The organism is Streptomyces macrosporus (assembly GCF_039533145.1).
GTDB lineage: Bacteria > Actinomycetota > Actinomycetes > Streptomycetales > Streptomycetaceae > Streptomyces > Streptomyces macrosporus.
Window position 1 is genome coordinate 280,058 of record NZ_BAAASZ010000026.1, and the last position, 22,759, is coordinate 302,816.

The window sequence follows — 22,759 nt, forward strand, 5'->3', positions numbered from 1 at the left end:
GCAGCCCGCCACCGCGGCGGCGACCAGGGCGAGGGCGGTCAGGGGAACGGTGGTACGGCGCACGGAGACGGTCATGATCGGAACGTAACGACGATCCGGCGCGACCGCGCGGTGTGCTGCTCTTGTCGGACTACCCGTCACCCCCGGCCGGAGTGACGCCCCCTCAGTGCCGCCACGGTCCGGTGACGGCGAACGTGGTCCCCGGCTCGTAGCAGTTGACGTACATGGTGCGTCCGTCGGGCGAGAACGTGACGCCCGCGAACTCGCCGTACTCCGGCTCCTCCGGGGTGCCGATGTTCCGGGCGTTGCGCGCCAGGGCGTAGACCTCGCCGTGCCGGGTCACCCCGTAGACGTGCTGGGCGCCGCCGCCGTCCTCACAGACCATCAGCCCGCCGCCGGCGGCCAGGCAGATGTTGTCCGGCGACTCGCCCGGCAGCTCCACGCCGGTGTCCGGGCCGAAGACCACCACCAGCGTCAGCCTGCGGCGGCGCGGCTCGTACCGCCACACCTGGCCGAAGTGGTCGGCCGCCGAGCCCTCGGAGCTGCGGGCGTAGCTGGAGACGAAGTACACCGACTCCTTCCCCCAGTAGCAGCCCTCCAGCTTCTGGGCGTGCGTGATGCCGCCGCGGCCGAAGTCCTGGAAGCGGATGGGCGTCTCCTTCGCCTGCGGGTCGGGCACCGGCACCCACTCGACGCGGTCGAAGGCGGTGCCGGGCTCCAGGACGGCCGACAGGTCCGGCACGTCCGGCACGCGCATGGCCTCCAGCCTCCCGCCCGCGCGCAGCGAGTCGAAGCCGCCGCGGGGCCGGTCGGGCAGGAAGCGGTAGAAGAGGCCGAAGGGGTGGTCGAAGGCGTCCTCGGTCTCGTAGACCACGCCGGTGCGCGGGTCGACGGCGACGGCCTCGTGCTGGAAGCGGCCCAGTGCGGTGAGGGGCTCGGGGACGGTCCGGTGGCCGGGCCGGAAACCGACCTCGAAGACGAAGCCGTGGTCCTTGGCGTAACCGTTGGTGCCGGCCTTGTCCTCGGTCTCCTCGCAGGTCAGCCAGGTGCCCCAGGGGGTGGGGCCGCCCGCGCAGTTCACGGCCGTGCCCGCGATGCCGACCCGTTCGGAGAGCACCTCGTCGTTCCGGGAGAGCTCCAGCAGGGTGCAGCCGCCCCGGCCCTCCGGGTCGTACGTCAGCCCCTCGACGGCCGGAACGCGGTGCGTGCCGCCGTTCGGCTTGTTCTCGTGGTTGCGGACCAGCCACACGCGCCCGGCGCCCGGGCCGGCCAGGGCGGCCATGCCGTCGTGGTTGCTGGGCACCGGGCCCTCGCCCGAGCGCATCGGGTCGCCCTCGCGGGAGAGCACCCGGTAGCGGAAGCCCTTCGGCAGGTCGAGCAGGCCGTTCGGATCGGGGACCAGGGGACCGTAGCCGCCCCGACCGCCGGTGGCGTGGGCGGGATCGGTACCGGCGAACAACTCGGAGACGGCACCCGCGAAGACGATGCCCGCTCCCACGGCACCGGCTCTTCCCAGGATTTGGCGTCGCGTTGCTGACATGGGCGACTCCCTGCTGGCGGACAGGTTGATGACCCGGTTGTGTGTACCACGGTGTCCGCTCAGCGGGAACCAGGCGCGGCCCGGTCGACCCCGTGGGACCCGCCCGGCGTACGTCCGTCGCCGCCCGTCAGTCCCCGGCCGCCCGGGCCTCCTCGGCGGGCCGCCGCGCGTCGCGGGCGAGCGCGGTGAGCCGGGAGATCGCCCGGAAGTACTTCTTGCGGTAGCCGCCCTTGAGCATGTCCTCGCCGAAGAGCCGGTCGAACGGCACCCCGGAGGCGAGCACCGGCACCTCGCGGTCGTAGAGCCGGTCGGCGAGGACGACCAGGCGCAGCGCGGTGGATTGATCCGGCACCGGCCGGACATCCGTCAGGCAGACCATCTCCACGCCGTCGCACAGGGCCCCGTAGCGGCTGGGGTGGACGCGGGAGAGGTGGTCCAGGAGGGAGGGGAAGTGGTCCAGGGAAGCGCCGGGCGTGCGGTGCGCGACGGCGGTCACCGTCGCGTCGTCGACGGGCCGCGGGGCCTCGGGCAGGCCGCGGTGCCGGTAGTCCTCGCCGTCGATGCGCAGCGTGCGGAAGTGCGCGGCCAGCCCCTGGATCTCCCGCAGGAAGTCGGCGGCGGCGAAACGGCCCTCGCCGAGCTTGCCGGGCAGGGTGTTGGAGGTGGCCGCCAGCGCCACCCCCGCCTCCACCAGGCGGCTCAGCAGGGTGGAGACCAGGACGGTGTCGCCCGGGTCGTCCAGCTCGAACTCGTCGATGCACAGCAGGCGGTGCCCGCTGAGCGTGGCCACCGTCTGCTGGAAGCCGAGGGCGCCCACGAGGTTGGTCAGCTCCACGAACGTGCCGAACGCCTTGCGCTCGGGCGGGGCGTCGGTGGCGTGCCACAGGGAGGCCAGCAGGTGCGTCTTGCCGACGCCGTAGCCGCCGTCGAGGTACACCCCGCGCGGCCCGTCGGACGCCGGCCTGCCGCCGCTCCGGCCGCGGCGGAACCAGCGTCGTATGCCGCCCTCGTCCCCGCCGCCCGCCGGCGCCCCGTCGAGCCCGGCCGCGAACTCGTCCAGCACCCGCACGGCCTCGGCCTGGCTGGGCCGCGCCGGGTCGGGGATGTAGTTGTCGAAGCGCACCGAGTCGAACCGCGGCGGCGGCACCAGCTCCGCCACCAGGCGGTCGGCGGGAACCCGCGGCTCGCGGGAGCACAGGGACAGCGGTGCTGTCTCGTCGGTTGTCGGACGCTTCGAGGCAGTGGAGGACGACACCCTTCTCACTCTACGGGGCGTGGCGGGGCGCGGAACGTGCCCGTGGCCCGTGCCACACTGCGCGGTATGCGACGTCTGTTCCCCTCTCCCACCCCCTCGGCGGCCCCGATACCTCCGGCGGAGGCCGCGCCCCCGGCGGAGCCGACCGGCTCCGCCGACCCGCAGTGGACCCTGGAGGAGCTCGCCGACGCCTACGCCTATCCCGCCGTCGCCCCGGGCACGCCCTGGCTGCGCGGCAACATGGTCTCCTCGCTGGACGGCGCCGCCCACCACCAGGGCCGCTCGCAGCCGCTGTCCTCGGACGCCGACATGCGGATCTTCGGGGTGCTGCGGGCGCTGGCGGACGCCGTGGTCGTCGGTGCGGAAACGGTACGCCAGGAGGGATACCGGCCCGCCCGCCGCCGCGAGGCGTTCGCCGCCCGGCGCGCGGCGGCCGGACAGCACCCGGCCCCGGCCATCGCCGTCGTCAGCGCGAGCCTGGACCTGGACTTCTCCCTGCCGCTGTTCACCGAGCCACTGGTGCCCACGCTGCTGGTCACGGGCGCGGCGGCCCCGGCCGACCGCCAGGCGGCGGCGCGCGAGGCCGGCGCGGTGGTGGTGCACGCGGGCGAGGGCGCCGCGGTGGACCCGGCGCGGGTGCCGGCGCTGCTGGCCGAGCACGGCCACACCCGGCTGCTCACCGAGGGCGGTCCGCGCCTGCTGGGCCAGTTCGCGGCGGCCGGCGTGCTGGACGAACTCTGCCTGACCCTCTCCCCCCGGATCACCGCGGGGGACGCCTCGCGCATCACCGACGCCCCCGGCTTCGAGGTGCCGCTGGAGTACCGGCTGCACTCGGTGCTGGAGGAGGACGGCTTCCTCTTCACGCGCTACCGGCGGGCCGGCGCGGCGGCCGGCGCGAAATGACGCATGCGGACCGGGAAAGTGTGACGTGCACAGAATGAGATACGCAGAGTGAAATGCGCAGCCCTCGCACGAGGGCGGATGGTTCTACGGGTCGAGGGACCCGACAGGAGGAAGGGCACCCGACGTGTTCACCACCGTGTTGATGATCGAGAAGCCGCTGGTGCCCGCCGACGTGGAGCTCGTCACCACACTCCACGGTGACGAGCCCGTGTCCTTCGTGGTGCTGATGCAGCCGCGCGGAGACCAGGACCGGCTCCTGCGCGCCCTGGACGACGTGGCGCTCGGCGAGCTGGACGACGCCGTGCGCGAGTTGTCCGAGGAGAAGCGGGAGGACAGCCCGGTCTCCCCGGCGGAGCGGTCCCTGGAGCATTCGCTGGAGGCGCTCCGCGCCGCGGGCGCGGAGGCCGTCGGGCAGATCGTCCAGGACCGCCCGCTGGACCTGCTCGCCTCCGTCGTCCGGGAGACCGGCGCGGACGAGGTGATCGTGCTGACCGCGCCGCACCTGGTCGAGGAGTTCTTCCACCGCGACTGGGCCTCCCGGGCCCGTCACAAGGTGGGCGTCCCGGTGCTCAAGCTGTTCGCCCACGGCGAGGAGTAGCCGCGGCGGCGGTCGGCGGGAGACGGCCGGCCCGGAGCGGGCGCGCCGTGCGGGCCGACTGCGGGGGGCGGACGCGCTCGCATAGGCTGGGGGCCGCGTCCGGCGCGCACCGCGCGCCAGGGCGGGACGGTCCGGTCCGCGACGCGGACGCGCCGGCCCGCGGAGACGTCACGGAGATGTTCGACCAGCACGCCCCGGCGGGCGGGCCCACCAGGAGCGCCCCCCGACCGGCACACCCGAAAGGACACCGTATGGCGCCCGGCCTGCCGCCCGCGATGGAACGACCCCACTTCATCGGCATCGGCGGGGCCGGCATGTCCGGTATCGCGAAGATCCTCGCCCGGCGCGGCGCCCGGGTCGCCGGCAGCGACGCCAAGGAGTCCGCCACCGCCGAGGCGCTGCGCGCGCTGGGCGCCACCGTCCACATCGGCCACGCCGCCGACCACCTGGCCGCCGACGCCACCGCCGTCGTCGTCTCCAGCGCCATCCGCGACGACAACCCCGAGCTGGCCGCCGCCCGCGAGCGCGGCGTGCCGGTCGTCCACCGCTCCGACGCCCTGGCCGCCCTCATGGAGGGCACGCGCCCGATCGCCGTCGCCGGCACGCACGGCAAGACCACCACCACCTCGATGCTCGCGGTCGCCCTGACCACGATGGGGCTCGACCCCTCCTACGCCATCGGCGGCGACCTCGACGGCCCCGGCACCAACGCCCGCCACGGCACCGGCGAGGTCTTCGTCGCCGAGGCCGACGAGAGCGACCGCAGCTTCCACAAGTACGCCCCCGAGGTGGCGATCGTCCTCAACGTGGAGCTGGACCACCACGCCAACTACGCGTCGATGGAGGAGATCCACGACTCCTTCGAGACCTTCACCGACCGCGTCCGCCCCGGCGGCACCCTGGTGGTCTCCGCCGACCACGACGGCGCCCGCGACCTCACCGACCGGGTCCGCGCCCGCCGCCGGGCCCCGGGCGCGGAGGAACTGCGGATCGTCACCTACGGCGAGGCCGACGACGCCGACGCGCGCGTCCTGAAGGTCGTCCCGCGGGGCCTGACCAGCGAGGTCACCGTCCTCCTCGACGGCGAGGAGATCGCCTTCACCGTCTCCGTCCCCGGCCGCCACTACGCGCACAACGCCGTCGCCGCGCTCGCCGCCGGCGCGGCCCTGGGCCTGCCGGCCCGGGACCTGGCCGCCGCCCTCGGCTCGTACACCGGCGTCAACCGCCGCCTCCAGCCCAAGGGCGAGGCGCGCGGCGTGCGGGTCATCGACTCCTACGCCCACCACCCCACCGAGATGGCCGCCGACCTGGAGGCCATCCGGGGCGCCGCCGGGGACGGCCGGGTGCTGGTGATCTTCCAGCCCCACCTGTTCAGCCGCACCCGCGAGCTGGGCGCCGAGATGGGCCGGGCCCTGGCCCTGGCCGACGCCTCGGTCGTCCTGGACGTCTACCCCGCCCGGGAGGACCCGATCCCCGGCGTCACCAGCGCCATCGTCGTCGACGCCGCCCTCGCCGCCGGGGCCGACGCACGGGCCGAGCAGGACAAGGAGAAGGCCGCCGAGCTGATCGCCGGAATGGCCGGCCCCGGCGATCTCGTTCTGACGATGGGGGCGGGCGACGTCACCGAACTCGGCGCGACCGTCCTCGACCGTCTGGCGAAGTAACGAGGAGGCACCCCATGGCGTACGAGGTCGACAAGACCGAGGAGGAGTGGAAGCGGGAGCTGAACCCCTTCGAGTACCACGTGCTGCGCGAGGCGGGCACCGAACCCCCCTTCACCGGCGAGTACACCGACACCAAGACCACCGGCGTCTACCAGTGCCGGGCCTGCGGCGCGGAACTCTTCCGCTCGGAGACGAAGTTCGAGTCCCACTGCGGCTGGCCCAGCTTCTACGACCCGGCCGACTCCTCGGCCGTCGAACTGCTGGAGGACCGCTCCCACGGCATGGTCCGCACCGAGGTCCGCTGCGCGCGCTGCGGCTCCCACCTGGGCCACGTCTTCCGCGGCGAGGGCTACCCGACCCCGACGGACGAGCGCTACTGCATCAACTCCGTCTCCCTGCGGCTGGTCCCCGAGGAGGGCTGAGCCCGGCCGGAGGCGCTCCGCCCCCGGCGACCCGCCTCCACCCCCGCGCTCCGGGGGTGGAGGATGGCGGGCATGCACCAGACACTGCTGCCCTTCCTGGGCGCCTGCCTGCTGATCGCCGCCTCGCCGGGACCGAGCACCGTGCTGATCATCCGCCGGTCCCTGGTCGGCCGCCGCGACGGCATGGCCACGGTGCTCGGCAACGAGACCGGGGTCTTCGTGTGGGGCGTGGTGGCCGCCTTCGGCCTCACCGCGCTGCTGACCGCCTCCCGACTCGCCTACGACGCGATGCGCGTCGTGGGCGCGGTGGTGCTGGTGGTCTTCGGCGTCCAGGCGCTGCGCGCCGCGCGCCGGCTCCGGGGGAGCGCGGCGGCGGGCGTGGGGGAGACGGGGGACGCGGGGGGCGCCGAGGAGACCGGAGACGCCCGCTCCGCGCCGTCCGCGCGGTCCTCGGCGTGGGCGTCGTACCGGGCCGGGCTCGCGCTCAACCTCGCCAACCCCAAGGCGGCGGTCTTCGCCCTGTCCTTCCTGCCGCAGTTCGTCCCCGCCGGCGCCCCGAAGCTGCCCACGATGGTGGCGCTGGCCGCGCTGTGGGCGGTCTTCGAGGTGGGCTACTACGCGTGTTACGTGTGGGGCGTGCACCGGATGAGGCGGCTGCTCGACCGCGCGTCCGTACGCCGCCGTCTGGAACAGATCTCCGGCGGGGTGCTCATCGCCCTGGGCCTGCGGATGGCCCTGGAGGGCTGACGGGACGCGCCCGCGCGTCGCCCGGTCCGGAGGAGACCCCTTTGCATATTCTTTCGATTGAGTGTAAGAGTATGCCATGTTGTCGGTCTCGGGGGTCGTTCCCGAGCCGCTCACACGTCACGGAACAGGGAACCCGCGCGACGCGGGTCTAGGGTGCGCGCATGTCGAAGGTCTTGAAGAAGCTGCCGGTCGGCGAACGGGTCGGTATCGCGTTCTCCGGTGGATTGGACACCGCGGTCGCGGTGGCGTGGATGCGTGAACGCGGCGCGATCCCCTACGCCTACACGGCCGACGTCGGCCAGTACGACGAGCCGAATCTGGCCGACGTGCCGGAGCGCGGCCGTGCCTACGGGGCCGAGCGGGCACGGCTCGTCGACTGCTGCGCCGCGCTGGTCGAGGAGGGCCTGGCCGCGCTGGCCTGCGGAGCCTTCCACATCCGGTCGGCCGCACACACGTACTTCAACACCACCCCGCTCGGCCGCGCCGTGGTGGGCACCCTCCTGGTGCGGGCGATGCAGGAGGACGGCGTCTCCGTCTGGGGCGACGGGTCCACGTACAAGGGCAACGACATCGAGCGGTTCTACCGCTACGGCCTGCTCGCCAACCCCAACCTGCGGATCTACAAGCCCTGGCTCGACCAGGCGTTCGTGGCGGAGCTCGGCGGCCGGCACGAGATGTCCGCGTGGCTCGCGGAGCGCGGCCTGCCCTACCGCGCCTCCGCGGACAAGGCGTACTCCACCGACGCGAACATCTGGGGCGCCACCCACGAGGCCAAGCGCCTGGAGTACCTCGACACCTCCCTGGAGATCGTGGAACCGATCATGGGCGTCGCCTTCTGGGACCCCGAGGTCGACATCCCGGCCGAGGACGTCACCGTGGAGTTCGAGTACGGACGGCCCGTGCGGATCAACGGGCGCTCGTTCGCCGACGCGGTGGAACTGGTGCGGGAGGCCAACCGCATCGGCGGCCGCCACGGACTCGGCATGTCGGACCAGATCGAGAACCGCATCATCGAGGCCAAGAGCCGCGGCGTGTACGAGGCCCCCGGCATGGCGCTGCTGCACGTGTGCTACGAGCGGCTGGTCAACGCCATCCACAACGAGGACACCATCTCGATGTACCACGTCGAGGGGCGCCGGCTCGGGCGGTTGCTCTACGAGGGCCGGTGGTTCGACCCGCAGGCGCTCATGCTCCGCGACGGCCTCCAGCGCTGGGTCGGCCACCCGATCACCGGCAGTGTCACGGTGCGGCTCCGCCGCGGCCAGGACTACTCCGTGCTCGACACCCAGGGGCCGAACCTCAGCTACCACCCCGAGAAGCTGTCCATGGAGCGCAGCCACGACCCGGCGTTCGTCCCGGACGACCGCATCGGTCAGCTGACCATGCGCAACCTGGACATCGCCGACTCGCGGAACAAGCTGGAGCAGTACGCCGCGCAGGGCCCGCTCGGAGGGTGGGGCGGGATCATCGGCGAACTGGCCCCGGGCGGCGCGGAGGCCATCGCCGCGGGCAGCGTCGACGCGGAGGCCGTGGCGATGGAGTCCGAGGCGCTCGACCACGCGGCGATCGAGTCGGGGACGGACTGAGAGGTCCGCCGAACCGGTACGCCGGCCGTACGCCGACCGCACACCGCCCTCGCGGCTCCGGGACCGCCGCGCGCACCGCGCGGCGGTCCCGGGCTCGCGTGGCCGCGCCGGGGCCGCCGGCCCCGGACCTCCCGGCGGTGCCTCCCCGGCGCTTCCCTCCCGGCGGTGCGCGCGAGCGCGCTCAGCGCAGCACCGCCACCGCGTGCGGGCCCAGCCGCAGCAGCCCGTCGCCCTCCGGCGGCTCGCACGCCCCCCAGGAGGCCAGCTCGGCGGCCGTGTGCACCGACAGGGGGATCTCGACGGTGCCCTCGGCGGCCAGGTGCACCGCGATGTGCAGCCCGCCGTGGCGCAGGTACAGCCAGCGCCGCTCCTCGTCGAAGTCCACGTGCACGTCCGAGAGCCGCACCAGGGGCGAGACGTGGGCGCGGCGCAGCGCGATCAGCGCCCGGTGCCAGGCCAGCAGGGCGGCGTGCGGCTCGCGGCGCGGCTCGTCCCAGTCCAGGCAGGAGCGCAGCCGGGTGGCCGGGTCCTGGGGGTCGGGGACGTCCTCGGCCGCCCAGCCGTGCGCGGCGAACTCCCGCCTCCGGCCCTGCCGCACGGCCTCCGCCAGCTCCGGGTCCGGGTGGTCGGTGAAGTACTGCCAGGGGGTGCGCGCCCCCCACTCCTCGCCCATGAACAGCATCGGCGTGTACGGACCGCACAGCACCAGCGCCGCCGCGCAGGCCGCCAGACCGGGGGAGAGGTGGGAGGCGAGCCGGTCGCCCCGGGCCCGGTTGCCGATCTGGTCGTGGGTCTGGGCATAGGCCAGGAAGCGGCGCGCCTCGGTGGCCGCGCGGTCCACCGGGCGGCCGTGGCGGCGGCCCCGGAAGGAGGAGTAGGTGCCGTCGTGGAAGAACGCGCCGGTCAGCGTCTTGGCCAGGGCCGCCAGCGGGGCGCGGGCGAAGTCGGCGTAGTAGCCCTGCGCCTCGCCGGTCAGGGCGGTGTGGAGGGCGTGGTGGACGTCGTCGTCCCACTGGGCGTCCATCCCCAGCCCGTTGGCGCGGAGCGGCGCGGTGGTGCGCGGGTCGTTCCGGTCCGACTCGGCGATCAGGAACAGCGGACGGCCCAGCTCGGCCGCGAGGGCGTCCACGGCCGCCGACAGCTCGGCCAGGAAGTGCTCGGCCCGCTCGTCCATCAGCGCGTGCACCGCGTCCAGCCGCAGCCCGTCCAGCCGGTGGTCGCGCAGCAGGGCCAGCGCGCTGCCGATGAAGTACGCCCGCACCTCGTCCGAGCCGGGCGCGTCGAGGTTGACGGCCGCGCCCCACGGGGTGTGCCGGCGGTCGGTGAAGTACGGGCCGAACTCCGGCAGGAAGTTCCCGGACGGCCCCAGGTGGTTGTGCACCACGTCCAGGACCACGCCCAGCCCGTGGGCGTGGGCGGTGTCGACGAAGCGCTTGAGGCCGTCGGGCCCGCCGTACGGCTCGTGCACCGCCCAGGGCGCCACCCCGTCGTAGCCCCAGCCGTGGGTGCCCGGGAACGGGGCGACGGGCATCAGCTCGACATGGGTGATCCCCAGGTCCGCCAGGTGCCCCAGCCGGCCGGCCGCCGCCTCGAAGGTGCCCGCCTCGGTGAAGGTGCCGACGTGCAGCTCGTACAGCACCGCGCCCGTCAGGTCCCGACCGGCCCACTCGTGCCGCCAGGAGTACGCCCCCTGGTCCACCACCGCGGCGAGCCCGCCGGGGCCGTCCGGCAGCCGCCGGGCCCGGGGGTCGGGGCGCACGGGCCCGCCGTCGAGCGAGAAGCCGTACCGGGTCCCGTGCCCGGCGGACGCCTCGGCCCGCCACCAGCCGTCGCGCTCCGGGGCGCGCTCCATGGGGAACTCCTCGCCCTCCACGTGGAGCGCGACCCGTCGCGCGGTGGGTGCCCACACCTCGAACAGCACTGGCGTCTCCTTCGGCCGACGGCGCGTCAGAGACCCAGCATGCCCGTCGAAGGGGCTTTCACCCCAGGCAGACGCGGCGCTGCGTCACCGGATACCCGGCGCGGGCGAAGTGCGCGGCCATCGGCGTGTTGGTCACGTCGGTGGCCGCCGCGATGCTCCGCGCGCCCTCCGCGACGAGCTGGTGGGTGCACTCCACCAGCAGGTCGTACGCGTAGCCGTGGCCGCGCTGCTCGGGCACCACGCCGATGAAGCCGACGCAGGGGCCGGACGGGTTGCGCGCCGGGACCTGGATGCCGACCAGCGCGCCGTCCGGCGTGTACGCCAGCCGCCACCACTCGCGCGGCGACGGGCACCAGAGGAAGAAGTCCAGCTCCTCCCGGGCCGCCTGCTCCAGGCCGCCCTCGGCGATCGCGCGGCGGGCGTGCGCGTCCAGGGTGACGGAGTGGACCCGGCGCAGCACGTCCAGGACCGCCTCCTCGCCCTCCTCGCCGTCCGGCACGGGACGGAACTCCAGCCGCCCCGGCCGCTCGGGCAGCCCGCACTCCGGGGTCCAGGTGTAGCGGAAGCGCTCCACCAGGAGCGTGTAGCCGGCCGCGCCGGCCGCCTCGATGCGGGCCTCGGCGGCGGCGCGCACCTCGTCCCGCTCGCGCCAGTCCGGAGGCAGCATCAGCTCGTACTCGACCTGGAAGGGGGCGCGGCGCAGCAGCTCCACCGCGGCGTCCCGGTCGGTGAAGTCGAACCAGTCGAGCGCGACCGGTTCCTCGTCGTCGGGTCCGCCCCAGAAGGCGGCGCGCGCGACGACCTCGCCGTCGCGCAGGGCCACCCACGTCCACTCGGGGCGGTGCTCGCCGCCCTCGGCGACGGTGGCGTACGGCCGTCCCAGCAGGGAGCGGCCGACCAGGGCGGAGGTGGGGTCGGGAAGGGAGACGAACAACTCGCGCGCCTCGTCCTGGGCGAGCGCGCGGACGACCGTGGCGGTCGAGGGGGTCATGGGATTCCTCCGTGGAAGGCGGGGACGTCGCCGCGCTTCCGGTCAGGGGAGGCACGCCCGGAGGACAGGGCGGAAGCGCGTGACGACGGGTGCGTGGACGGCGTGCACGGCTCTCACCTCCCTCTCCGGTCCGTGGGCGTGGCCGACAACGTAGCCGAGGGGACGGTGGGCGTCCACGCCTTTTCCGGGGGCCTCTCCGGGCCGCTCTCCTCCGGTCCCTTCCGCGTTTCCCCCGCACCGCCCCGCACCGCCCCGCACCGCCGTCCCCGCGTGTCGTACCGGTCGTGCCCCCGTCCCCGGGCGGGAGGGCACAGGCTGGACAGCCCCCCTCCGCGCCCGGACAATGACGGGTCATGGCATCTCTTGGGTTCAGGGCGGTCCCGCCGCGCCCGTCGGACGAGGACCGGGAGCGTGCCATGGAGCTGCTGCGCGACAGCGCGGCCGACGGACGGGTGTCGCACCACACGTTCGAGCGCCGGATGGAGCTGATCCTCACCGCCCGCCGCTCCGACGAACTCGAGGCCGCCGTACACGACTTGCGTCCGCAGCCGCGGGAGCCCCTCGTCATCCGGGCCGTCGGCGCGGTCTCCGCGCTCCCCGGACGACTGCGGCGGGCCTGGCAGACGGCGCGGCTGCCGGAGTTGCTGCTGCCCCTGCCCGGCCCGCACCCGATGAGCATCGGCCGCGCGCCCGGCTCGGCGCTGCGTCTGAACGACGAGACGGTGTCCCGGGCGCACGCCCAACTCCACAGCTCGGCGCGGGGTTGGGTACTGCGCGACCTGGGCTCGTCCAACGGCACCTGGGTCAACGGCCGCCGGGTGACCGGATCGGTGAACGTGCGCCCGGGGGACCACGTGCGGTTCGGGCGGGTCAGCTTCCGGCTGACCGGTCGCTGACCCCTCGCCCCGCCGGCCGGGTCAGTCGCGGACCAGCAGGGCCACCGGGGAGTCCGCCAGCAGCTCCGCCAGGGCGCACCGTCCCTCCGCCTTCCGCCCGTCCGACAGGTCGCGCCACCGTCCCGGCGGCAGCTCCAGCACGGTCTCCCGCCAGCCGCCCGCCTCCGCCAGGCGCAGCGAGAGCCGGGTGACCACGGTGGCGACCGAGCCGGAGCGCGTGAACGCCACACAGTGCCCGGCCGCCGGCCCCTCGGCGCGCAGCGGCTCGTACGACGCCGACGCGCCGAACCACTCGGGGTGCTCCCGCCGCAGCCGCAGGGCCGCCTCGGTCAGCCGCCGCTTCTCGCGCGACAGCTCGTCCGGCAGCCCGCCGGACGCCTCCCCGCCGTCCGTCCCGTCGGGCCGGACGGCGGGGAACTCGGGCAGCCGGCGGTTGTCGGGGTCGACCAGCGCGGAGTAGACGCCCTCGGTGCCCATGTAGAGGTCCGGCACGCCCGGCATGGTCAGGTGCAGCAGGGCCGCGCCGAGCACGTTGGCCCGCACCGGCTCCCTCAGCTCCCTCGCGAAGGCGATGACCGTGGACAGCGGTGGCCCGCCCGGGCCGGCCGTGACGAAGCGCTCGACGGCCGCCTCGTACGCCGGGTCCTGCTCGGTCCAGCTCGTGCGCAGCCCCGCCTCCCGCACGGCCTTCAGCAGCGCGGGCGCCAGCCGCTCCCGACAGGGGAAGCCCATGCCGTACGCCGTCTGCCACGCCGCCCACGCCACATGGCGGTCGGGCGCCTCCACCCCGGAGAGGCGGAAGGTTTCCTCGGTCACGCGTTCCAGCAGCTCCGCCCAGCGCCGCGGGCACTCGCTCAGCACCGCGATCGCCGCCCGCACGTCCGCGCTCCGCTTGGTGTCGTGCGTGGACAGCACCGTGCCCGTCGTCGGCCGGTCGCGCTGGATCCGCGCGCAGTACGCGTGGAACTCCTCCGGCGCCACCTGGGGCCGCCCCGGGCCGCCGCCCACCTCGGTCGCCGACAGCAGCGGCGTGTAGCGGTAGAAGGCGGTGTCCTCCTCCGACTTGGCCCGCAGCGCCGCACTGACCTGCGCGAAGCGCGCGCAGAAGTCCCGCTGTGCCGCGCCGTCGCCCAACTGCCCCAGCGCCAGGTCGCGCACCACGTCCACCGAGGCGGCCTCCTCGGGGACGACGAACGCCTCCCGCGCGCCCTCGGCCGCCTCCTCCAGCATCGCCCGGTCCTCCGCGCCCACCGGCCCGCCCACGGTGACGTACGGCCGGTAGACCGGGATGCGCACCAGGACCTCCCGGATCGCGGTGCGCAGCGCCCAGGGCGCGTGGTCGCGCAGCGCGAGCTCGGGGGCCGTCTCGCACACCGAGACGGCCGTACGGGTGAGCCGTTCGACCTCGGCGGCCAGGTCGTGGGCGACGACCTCCCGCGCCGCCCGCCGCACGGTCGCCTCCCACTCGCCGCCGAGGTCGGCCTCGACGCCGGTGAAGTCCCGGTACACGGCGGTCAGTTCGGCCAGGCCCTCCGGGTCGACGAAGAGCCCGTCGATCCGGTGCAGCGCGTCGTAGCCGGTGGTCCCGGCGACCGGCCAGGACACCGGCAGCCGCTCGTCGGGGGCGAGGATCTTCTCCACCACCGTCCAGGCGCCGCCGGTCTCCTCGCGCAGCCGCAGCAGGTACGCCCCCGGGTCGGCCAGCCCGTCCGGGTGGTCGACCCGCAGCCCGTCGACGACGCCCTCGCGCACCAGCCGCAGCACGCACGCGTGGGTCGCGGCGAAGACCTCCGGGTCCTCCACCCGGACGCCGATCAGGTCGGAGATGGTGAAGAACCGCCGGTAGTTCAGCTCGGTGCGGGCCAGACGCCACCAGGCGAGCCGGTAGTGCTGGGCGTCCAGCAGCTCGGGCAGCGGCAGGTGCTCGGTGCCCTCGCGCAGCGGGAAGCGGTGGTCGTGGTACGTCAGCACCCCGCCGCGCACCGACATCGCCTCCGCCTCCTCGCCCAGCCGTCCGCCGAGCACCGGCAGCAGCACACGGCCCCCGCCGGCCTCCCAGTCGATGTCGAACCAGCGGGCGTAGGGGGAGGCGGGCCCCTCGCGCAGCACCTCCCACAGCGGCTTGTTGAGCCGTTCGGGCACGGGGACTCCCATGTGGTTCGGCACGATGTCCACCACGATGCCCAGGCCGTGCTCCCGGGCGGTGCGCGCCAGCGCCCGGAGGCCCTCCTCGCCGCCCAGTTCCTCGCGCACCCGGGCGTGCTCGGTCACGTCGTAGCCGTGGGCGGAGCCGGGCGCCGCCTCCAGCACCGGCGACAGGTGCAGGTGCGACACCCCCAGCGAGGCGATGTGGGGCACCGCGCGGGCGGCGGCGGCGAACGGGAACTCCGGCCGGAGTTGGAGCCGGTAGGTGGCGGTCGGCACGGGGCGGGAGGTCCGTCCGGCCGACGGGGACGGTGGGGAGGACATGTACGGCATGTTCCCGGCCCGCGGCGCCCGAACCCGTCGCGCGCCGTGCGGGTGACCGCCCGCCCACCGGACGGACGGCGCGCGGCGCCGCTCAGGCCGGGCGCTGGAGGACGGTCAGGCTGCGGTCGACCAGGGTGATCCGGGCCCCCGCCTTCACCGTGGGGCCGGTGCCGGGCGGCACCCCGTCCTCCCGCGCGGTGTCCACGACCACCTGCCACTGGCTGCCGTGGTCGACCGGCACCACGAACGCGCGCGGGGTGTCCTGCGCGTTGAACATCAGCAGGAAGGAGTCGTCGGTGATCCGCTCCCCGCGCTCGCCGGGCTCGGAGATCGCGTTCCCGTTGAGGAACACCGTCAACGCCCTGGCCTGGGCCTCCTGCCAGTCCCGCTGGGTCATCTCCTCGCCCTCGGGCGTGAACCAGGCGATGTCCGACAGCTCGTCGTGCGTGCCCTCCACCGGCCGCCCGTGGAAGAACCGCCGGCGCCGGAACGCCGGGTGGTCGCGCCGCAGCCCCACCATGGCCTGCACGAACTCGAACAGCGGATGCTTCTCGCCCGGCTCGGGCCAGCGCACCCACGACAGCTCGCTGTCCTGGCAGTAGGCGTTGTTGTTGCCCTTCTGGGTGCGGGCGAACTCGTCGCCGTGGCTGAGCATCGGCACGCCCTGGGAGAGCAGCAGCGTGGCGATGAAGTTGCGCATCTGCCGGCCGCGCAGGGCGAGCACGGACTCGTCGTCGGTGTCGCCCTCGACCCCGCAGTTCCAGGAGCGGTTGTGGCTCTCGCCGTCCCGGTTGCCCTCGCCGTTGGCCTCGTTGTGCTTCTCGTTGTACGACACCAGGTCGTGGAGGGTGAAGCCGTCGTGGCAGGTGACGAAGTTGATCGAGGCCAGCGGGCGCCGCCCGTCGTTCTGGTACAGGTCGGAGGAGCCGGTCAGCCGGGAGGCGAACTCCGCCAGGGTGCGCGGCTCGCCCCGCCACAGGTCCCGCACGGTGTCCCGGTAGCGGCCGTTCCACTCCGTCCACAGCGGCGGGAAGTTCCCCACCTGGTAGCCGCCCTCGCCGACGTCCCACGGCTCGGCGATCAGCTTCACCTGGCTGACCACCGGGTCCTGCTGCACCAGGTCGAAGAACGACGACAGTCGGTCCACCTCGTGGAACTGCCGCGCCAGCGTGGCCGCCAGGTCGAAGCGGAAGCCGTCCACGTGCATCTCGGTGACCCAGTAGCGCAGCGAGTCCATGATGAGCTGGAGGACGTGCGGGGACCGCATCAGCAGCGAGTTGCCGGTGCCGGTGGTGTCCATGTAGTAGCGGGGGTCGTCCGCCAGCCGGTAGTAGGAGGCGTTGTCCAGCCCCCGGAAGGAGAGGGTGGGCCCCAGGTGGTTCCCCTCGGCCGTGTGGTTGTAGACCACGTCGAGGATGACCTCGATCCCGGCCTGGTGGAGCGCCTTGACCGCCTGCTTGAACTCCAGCACCTGCTGGCCCCGGTCGCCCCAGGAGGCGTACGCGTTGTGCGGCGCGAAGAAGCCGATGGTGTTGTAGCCCCAGTAGTTCCTCAGCCCGGCGTCGGCCAGCCGGTGGTCGGTGACGAACTGGTGGACCGGCATCAGCTCCAGCGCGGTGACGCCGAGCTTGGTCAGGTGCTCGATGATCGCCGGGTGGCCGAGCGCCGCGTAGGTGCCGCGCAGGTCCTCGGGCAGCTCCGGGTGGAGCATCGTCAGGCCCTTCACGTGGGCCTCGTAGATCACCGTCTGGTGGTAGTCGGTGCGCGGCGGCCGGTCGTCGCCCCAGTCGAAGTACGGATTGACCACGACGGACGCCATCGTGTGCGGCGCCGAGTCCAGGTCGTTGCGCCGTTCGGGAGCGCCGAAGTGGTAGCCGTAGACCGCCTCGTCCCAGTCGATGGTCCCGCTCATCGCCCGGGCGTAGGGGTCCAGCAGCAGCTTGGCGCTGTTGCAGCGGTGGCCCTTCTCCGGCTCGTACGGCCCGTGCACCCGGAAGCCGTACCGTTGGCCGGGCATCACGCCCGGCAGATAGGCGTGCCGCACGAACGCGTCGGACTCGCGCAGCTCGACGGCCGTCTCCGACCCGTCGTCGTGCAGCAGGCACAGCTCGATGCGCTCCGCCGCCTCGGAGAACACGGCGAAGTTCGTTCCCGCACCGTCGTACGTGGCCCCCAGGGGATAGGCCCGTCCCGGCCAGACCTGCATGTCGGCTCTTCCTGTCGCGGTCTCTTACCCGTCCGTCGCTGCATCCTCGCGCAGCGCCGGCCTGCCGGGCGCGCGCAACATTTATCTTCCCCCGGTCGAGCGTACGAACAAAGGAACTTGGTGGGGGGATACTGCTGCGGTCCATCCGGGGGGCGCAGTAGGCTCCTTGATCGAACAGCGGGTCCGGAAGGCGGTGCACAGGTTGAGCTCGGGAGGGCTTGAGCTCCCCCCAGGTGACGGGGGCGAGGGCGGTGCCGCCGATCCGCCCGGAGTGCCGCCCGGCACGGTGTCCCTGGCACGTCCGATGGAGATCGGCACGGACCTCCGCTGGGACGCCGAGGACTGGGCCGAGGTGCGCCTGCGCGCCCAGCGCGCGGGACGGGCGTACATCTGGCTCAATCTGGTGGAGCAGCGGCTGCGCGCGGTGGTCGCGGCGGTGCTGCGGCCGATCTACGAGCCGGTGCACGGCGAGGAGTGGGTCGTGGCGGCGGCCGGCCCGGCCGGACAGGAGTGGGTCCAGCGGGCGGTGGCCGTCCGCGAGGTCAGCCGCCGCAAGGGCTACCTCCTCGACCCGGCCGACGACAACCTGCTGTCGTTCCTGACGCTGCCCCAGCTGCGCGAGCTGATGGTCCAGCACTGGCCCTGCTTCGAGCCGTACTTCGACGGACGGCGCGAGCTGGAACTGGCCCTGGACGAGCTGGAGGTGGCCCGCAGCGCGGTGGCGCGCAACCGCGCGCTGTCCCCGTCCGTGCTCGCCCAGGCCGAGCGGATCTCGGCCCGGCTGCTGGACCTGCTGGGCGCCGGCCGGGAGGTGCCCTCCGCCCACCGGCTGCCGGTGGACGCGGTGGAGGAGCTGGTCGGCGACCGCTTCGCCGACGTCGTCGGCGTCCACCCGGACCGGGTGCGCCTCCAGCGGCAGCTCCCGGCCGAGGACCTGTTCGGCGGGGCGCGCCGCCTGGACGCCATCGGCATAGGTCTCAACCTGCTGGTCCAGAACTACTCCGGCCGCCGCCTGGTGCGGCTGGCCGACTCCGGATGCCGGGTGCGGCTGCTCTTCCTCAACCCGGCCAGCAGCGCGGTGCGGCGCCGGGAGCGGGAGCTGGGGCTGAAGAAGGGCGAGCTGAGCCGTTCGGTGGAGATGAACATCCTCCACATGCGCCGGGTCCGCTCCCGGGTGCGCGACGCCGGCGCGTTCGAGATCCACGTCTTCGACGAGACCCCGCGCTTCACCGCCTACCTCGTCGACGGCGACGGCCCGGACGGCATCGCGGTGGTCCAGTCGTACCTGCGCCGGGTCCGAGGCATGGAGACCCCGGTCTACGTGCTCCGCGGCGGTGGTCGCGACCTCGTCCACGGGGGCGTCCACGGCGGTGCCCACGGCGGCGTCCACGGGGGCGTCCACGGCGGTCCCGCGGGGGAGGGCGGCGAGCACGGGCTGTTCCACCTCTACCGCGAGGAGTTCGAGTCGGTGTGGACGGACTCCCGCCCGGTCTCCTGACCGGCGCCCGTCGCGCATTTCGGGTGCGGGCGGGACACCGCCCGCCCTAGGGTCGCACCATGACCACCCCCCGTACCGCCCACATCGCCGTGTTCGGCATCGCCTCGGCCGGTCACGTGTTCCCCTCCCTGGAGGTGATCCGCGAGCTCGTGCGGCGCGGGCACCGCGTCACCTACGCCATCCCGGAGTCCTTCGCCGAGGTGGTGGCGAGCACGGGCGCCGAGCCGAGGATCTACACCTCCACCCTGCCGACCGACGACCCGGACGCCTGGGGGACGGAGTTCATCGACACCATCGAGCCGTTCCTCGACGACGCGATCCGGGTGCTGCCCCAGCTCGCGAAGGCGTACGAGGGCGACACGCCCGATCTCGTCCTGGCCGACATCGCCGCCTACCCCGCCCGCGTCCTCGCCCACCGCTGGGGCGTGCCCCACGTCCAGCTCTCCCCGGCCATGGTCGCCTGGGAGGGCTACGAGGAGGAGGCCGAGCCGATGTACGCCGAGCTGAAGCGCAGTCCGCGCGGGATCGCGTACTACGAGCGCTTCGAGCGCTGGCTGGCCGACAACGGCGTCCCCCTCGACCCCGACCGCTTCGCCGGGCGCCCCGACCGCTGCCTGGTACTGATCCCCCGGGCGCTCCAGCCCCACGCCGACCGGGTGAATGAGGACGTCTACACCTTCGTCGGCGCCTGCCAGGGCGACCGCGCCCACCAGGGGGAGTGGCAGCGGCCCGCCGGGGCGGAGAAGGTGCTGCTGGTCTCCTTCGGATCGTCCTTCACCAAGGAGCCGGCCTTCTACCGGGAGTGCGTCGCGGCCTTCGGCGACCTGCCCGGCTGGCACGTCGTCCTCCAGATCGGCAAGCACGTCGACCCGGCGGAACTCGACCCCCACGGGCACGGCCTGCCGGCGAACATCGAGGTCCGCTCCTGGGTGCCGCAGCTCGCGGTCCTCCGGCAGGCCGACGCGTTCGTCACCCACGCCGGCGCCGGCGGCAGCCAGGAGGGACTGGCCTGCGGGGTGCCGATGGTGGCCGTGCCGCGGGCGGCGGACCAGTTCGGCAACGCCGAGGCGCTCCAGCGGCTGGGCGTGGCCCGGTACCTGCCCGCGGAGGAGGCCACCGCCGCCGCGCTGCGCGCCGCCGTCCTGGAGCTGGTGGACGATCCCGCCGTCGCCGAGCGGCTGCGCGCGATCCGCGAGGAGATGGCGGCCGAGGGCGGCCCCCGCCGCGCCGCCGACCTGATCGAGGCGGAACTGCCGTGACCGGCCCGCGACCCGTCGTCACCCCCCGCCCACGGGGTGCGGGCACGACGGGACGCCCCGAGGAGCCGGAGAGGTACGCGGTGCTGCCGCGTCGACAGCGGGAACGCCGGCTTCACCGCCGAGCGGCGGAGCCGGCGGCCGCCTGCCGGGGCCGCACGGTGACGGGCCGCAACCGGCGCACGGTCACCAGGCTGCCGGCGATGGTCACGCGCTGACGGGGACGTGCCCGGCCGTCGACCACTCCGCCGGCGCCTCGTCGTAGCGGCGCGCCAGCAGCTCGACCAGCTCCGGGGCGTCGCCCAGCACCGGGGCCAGCAGGTCCGCGTCCGCCTCGCGGGCGCCCGCGGCGATGCGGTCGGGCAGGAAGCCGGGCGCGATGACGTACGGGGCGACGGCCACCCGCCGGACGCCCTCCGCGCGCAGCTCGCGGACGGCGTCCGCGGTGCGGGGAAGGGATGCGGAGGCGAACGCGGGTCGCACGGCGCACCAACCGGCGGTGCGCCGCCACTCCCGCGCGATATCTGCGATCACCGCGATCGCCTCCGGGTCACTGGAGCCCGCCGAGGCCAGCACGACCCCGGTCGAGCGTTCGTCGCCGGGCCGCAGCCCGGCCTCGTGCAGCCGCCGCTCCAGGGCGGCCGTCAGCAGCCGGTCCGGGCCCAGCACCGCGGCCTGGTGGACCGCCAGCCGCGGCAGCCGGGCGACCGTCTCGCCCAGCACCGCCGGGATGTCGGCCTTGGCGTGGAAGGCGCGGGTGAGCAGCAGGGGCAGGGCCACCACCCGGCGTACCCCCTCGGCGTGGAGACGGGTGAGCGCCTGGGGGACGGACGGCGCGTTGAAGTCCAGGTGGCCGATCTCGACCCGCACCTCGGGGCGGAGGTCCCGCAGCCGCTCGCACAGGGCCGCCACGGTCGCCGCGTGACGGGGGTCGCGGCTGCCGTGGGCGACGACGAGGAGGGCGGGGCGGCTGGAGCACAGGGGGAGGGTTCGCACGGCCTCGTTCACCTTCCGGCCGCGGCCAGCCCGCGGCTGTGCAGGACACGGCGCTCCACGGGGGAGAACAGCAGCGACTCGACGGCCACGCCGACGGCCAGGATCAGCACCACCGAGGCCAGCACCAGGCTCATCTCGCCGCCCTGCCGGCCCGCGTCCAGCATCCGGCCGATGCCGGGCAGTGGAGTGGCCGTGATCAGTTCGGCCGTCATCAGGGCGCGCCAGCCGAAGGTCCAGCCCTGCCGCAGCGCCGCCACGAAGCCGGGCAGGGCGGCGGGCACCAGGACGTGCACGGCGCCGCGCAGACCGCTGGCGCCCATCGACCGGCCCGCCCGCAGCAGCAGCGGCGGCACCTGGTCGACGGCGGCCGTGACCCCGACGGCGATCGAGGGGACGGCGCCGAGCAGCACCACGGCGTACACCGCGCCCTCGGAGTTCCCCAGCGCGATCACCGCGACCGGCACCAGCGCGGCGGCGGGCAGGGACTGCACGGCGGAGAGGATCGGGCCCAGCACCGTGCGCAGCGGCGCCAGTCTCGTCAGCACCAGCCCCAGGGGGACGCCGATGGCGACGGAGGCGGCGAACCCGACCAGACAGCGCAGCAGGCTGTGGCCGAGCGCGGGCAGCAGGGTGCCGTCCGACCAGGCGCCGGTCAGCTCGTCCCGGACGGCGGAGGGGGCCGGCAGGGTCGCCGACCAGTCCAGCGCGTACGCCGTCTGCCACAGCGCGAGCACCAGGGCGAGGGCCGCCAGCGGCGGCGCGATCTTGGCCAGCGCCCGGCGGGAGGCGGCCCCGGTCGTGGAGTCCGGGGACTCCAGGGCGTCCAGACCGGACGCCACCTCGTCGGAGCCGTCGGCCCTGTTCCCCGTCTCCCGGGGGTCCTGTCCGGAGGTCCGGCGGGAGTCCTCGGTGTCAGTGGCGGGCATGGCGGACGATCTCCTCGTGCAGATGGCCGGTGATCTCCCGGGCGAGAGAGGTGACACCGGTGTCCTCGATACGGCGGGGGTGGGGGATGTCCACCCGCCACTCGCGCGCTATGCGCCCCGGACGCGAGGACAGCAGGACGACCCGCTGACCGAGCCGTACCGCCTCGCGCACGTTGTGGGTGACGAACAGGACGGTCAGTTTCCGTTCGTTCCAGACGCGGGCGAGTTCGTCGTGGAGCAGGTCGCGGGTGATGGCGTCCAGCGCGGCGAAGGGCTCGTCCATCAACAGCACCCTGCTGCCCTGTGCCAGCGAGCGCGCCAGCGCGACGCGCTGCCGCATCCCGCCGGAGAGCTGGTGGACGCGCTTGCCGTAGGCGTCCGGCAGGTGGACCAGCCGCAGCAGCTCCTCGGCGCGCTCGCGCCGCTCGGCGCGGGGCACCCCGGCGAGCTTGAGGGCCAGTTCGATGTTGCGGCCGGCGCTCAGCCACGGGAAGAGCGCGTGGTCCTGGAACATCAGCGCCGGACGTCCGTGCGGCACCCGCACCTCGCCGGAGGTCGGCCGGTCCAGCCCGGCGACCAGGTTGAGCAGCGTAGACTTGCCACAGCCGGAGGCGCCCAGCAGGCAGACGAACTCCCCGGGGGCGACCGTCAGCCCGATGTCGTCCAGCACCTGCTGGCGGGCGCGGGGGGAGCCGAAGGACTTCGAGACGTGGTCGAGCCGCACGGCGTACGGGCGGTCCCGGCCGGCCCCGGAACCGGTGACGGACGGCGCCGGGGCGGGGGTGGCGAGTTCGGTGGACACAGGGGAGTCCTCTCGGGGTTCGCCACCCTGTGCGGGCGGCTCTACGGCTGGGGGGCGCCGGCGTGCGCGGCGGGGACGTACGG

Annotated in this window: 18 protein-coding genes; 9 read left to right on the forward strand and 9 right to left on the reverse strand. The window is 74.4% G+C overall.

The window, feature by feature from the left end; all coding sequences use genetic code 11:
- Positions 1-163 precede the first annotated feature (163 nt).
- Entirely contained in the window at positions 164-1,540 is a 1,377-nt protein-coding gene (locus ABD335_RS18255; RefSeq protein ID WP_344324261.1) for an alkaline phosphatase PhoX, read from the reverse strand.
- Positions 1,541-1,667: 127 nt separating this feature from the next.
- Positions 1,668-2,795 (reverse strand): cell division protein ZapE, encoded by a 1,128-nt coding sequence (gene zapE / locus ABD335_RS18260; protein WP_344324263.1) that lies wholly within the window; start codon positions 2,793-2,795, stop codon positions 1,668-1,670.
- Positions 2,796-2,861: 66 nt separating this feature from the next.
- Here zapE and ABD335_RS18265 point away from each other — a divergent pair, with 66 nt between their 5' ends.
- The 6 genes from ABD335_RS18265 (at position 2,862) to argG (ending at position 8,715) form a co-directional block, all read left to right on the forward strand.
- Entirely contained in the window at positions 2,862-3,698 is an 837-nt protein-coding gene (locus ABD335_RS18265; protein ID WP_344324266.1) for a pyrimidine reductase family protein, read from the forward strand.
- A 124-nt stretch (positions 3,699-3,822) separates the two neighbouring features.
- Positions 3,823-4,296: an indole-3-glycerol phosphate synthase gene (locus tag ABD335_RS18270; protein WP_344324269.1), complete on the forward strand. Its 474-nt coding sequence runs from the start codon at positions 3,823-3,825 to the stop codon at positions 4,294-4,296.
- 251 nt (positions 4,297-4,547) lie between these two features.
- On the forward strand, positions 4,548-5,960 hold the full coding sequence (murC, locus tag ABD335_RS18275) for a UDP-N-acetylmuramate--L-alanine ligase (RefSeq protein ID WP_344324272.1): 1,413 nt from the start codon (positions 4,548-4,550) through the stop codon (positions 5,958-5,960).
- Positions 5,961-5,974: 14 nt separating this feature from the next.
- The gene (msrB, locus tag ABD335_RS18280; protein WP_344324275.1) at positions 5,975-6,382 is read left to right on the forward strand and encodes a peptide-methionine (R)-S-oxide reductase MsrB; all 408 of its coding nucleotides are present in this window, start codon (positions 5,975-5,977) and stop codon (positions 6,380-6,382) included.
- 72 nt (positions 6,383-6,454) lie between these two features.
- A complete protein-coding gene (locus ABD335_RS18285; protein ID WP_344324278.1) occupies positions 6,455-7,129 on the forward strand; it encodes a LysE family translocator in 675 nt (224 codons plus the stop codon).
- 161 nt (positions 7,130-7,290) lie between these two features.
- Complete coding sequence (argG, locus tag ABD335_RS18290) at positions 7,291-8,715, forward strand: argininosuccinate synthase (RefSeq protein ID WP_344324281.1); 1,425 nt, start codon at positions 7,291-7,293, stop codon at positions 8,713-8,715.
- Positions 8,716-8,896: 181 nt separating this feature from the next.
- Here argG and treZ read toward each other — a convergent pair whose 3' ends face one another.
- Together treZ and ABD335_RS18300 are read right to left on the reverse strand one after the other, a co-directional pair.
- Positions 8,897-10,636, reverse strand: coding sequence for a malto-oligosyltrehalose trehalohydrolase (gene treZ / locus ABD335_RS18295; protein WP_344324284.1), 1,740 nt, complete (start codon positions 10,634-10,636; stop codon positions 8,897-8,899).
- Positions 10,637-10,694: 58 nt separating this feature from the next.
- On the reverse strand, positions 10,695-11,627 hold the full coding sequence (locus tag ABD335_RS18300) for a GNAT family N-acetyltransferase (protein WP_344324287.1): 933 nt from the start codon (positions 11,625-11,627) through the stop codon (positions 10,695-10,697).
- 353 nt (positions 11,628-11,980) lie between these two features.
- Between ABD335_RS18300 and ABD335_RS18305 the strand changes: the two genes are divergently transcribed.
- Positions 11,981-12,523 (forward strand): FHA domain-containing protein, encoded by a 543-nt coding sequence (locus ABD335_RS18305; RefSeq protein ID WP_344324290.1) that lies wholly within the window; start codon positions 11,981-11,983, stop codon positions 12,521-12,523.
- A 21-nt stretch (positions 12,524-12,544) separates the two neighbouring features.
- Here ABD335_RS18305 and treY read toward each other — a convergent pair whose 3' ends face one another.
- Positions 12,545-14,992, reverse strand: coding sequence for a malto-oligosyltrehalose synthase (gene treY / locus ABD335_RS18310; RefSeq protein WP_344324293.1), 2,448 nt, complete (start codon positions 14,990-14,992; stop codon positions 12,545-12,547).
- A gap of 91 nt (positions 14,993-15,083) precedes the next feature.
- A complete protein-coding gene (glgX, locus tag ABD335_RS18315) occupies positions 15,084-17,198 on the reverse strand; it encodes a glycogen debranching protein GlgX (RefSeq protein WP_344324296.1) in 2,115 nt (704 codons plus the stop codon).
- 202 nt (positions 17,199-17,400) lie between these two features.
- Between glgX and ABD335_RS18320 the strand changes: the two genes are divergently transcribed.
- Both ABD335_RS18320 and mgt read left to right on the forward strand, forming a co-directional pair.
- Entirely contained in the window at positions 17,401-18,696 is a 1,296-nt protein-coding gene (locus tag ABD335_RS18320) for an SAV2148 family HEPN domain-containing protein (protein ID WP_344324299.1), read from the forward strand.
- A 59-nt stretch (positions 18,697-18,755) separates the two neighbouring features.
- A complete protein-coding gene (gene mgt / locus ABD335_RS18325; protein ID WP_344324302.1) occupies positions 18,756-19,955 on the forward strand; it encodes a macrolide-inactivating glycosyltransferase in 1,200 nt (399 codons plus the stop codon).
- A 204-nt stretch (positions 19,956-20,159) separates the two neighbouring features.
- On the opposite strand, the gene ABD335_RS18330 is transcribed toward mgt, so the two are convergent.
- From ABD335_RS18330 to ABD335_RS18340, 3 genes are read right to left on the reverse strand one after another with little or no spacing between them, the layout of a single operon-like run.
- Entirely contained in the window at positions 20,160-20,948 is a 789-nt protein-coding gene (locus tag ABD335_RS18330; RefSeq protein ID WP_425583666.1) for a sirohydrochlorin chelatase, read from the reverse strand.
- A gap of 8 nt (positions 20,949-20,956) precedes the next feature.
- On the reverse strand, positions 20,957-21,874 hold the full coding sequence (locus ABD335_RS18335) for an ABC transporter permease (RefSeq protein ID WP_344324305.1): 918 nt from the start codon (positions 21,872-21,874) through the stop codon (positions 20,957-20,959).
- On the reverse strand, positions 21,861-22,676 hold the full coding sequence (locus ABD335_RS18340) for an ABC transporter ATP-binding protein (RefSeq protein ID WP_425583667.1): 816 nt from the start codon (positions 22,674-22,676) through the stop codon (positions 21,861-21,863). The genes ABD335_RS18335 and ABD335_RS18340 overlap by 14 nt, the downstream gene beginning before the upstream one ends.
- Positions 22,677-22,759: the final 83 nt, after the last annotated feature.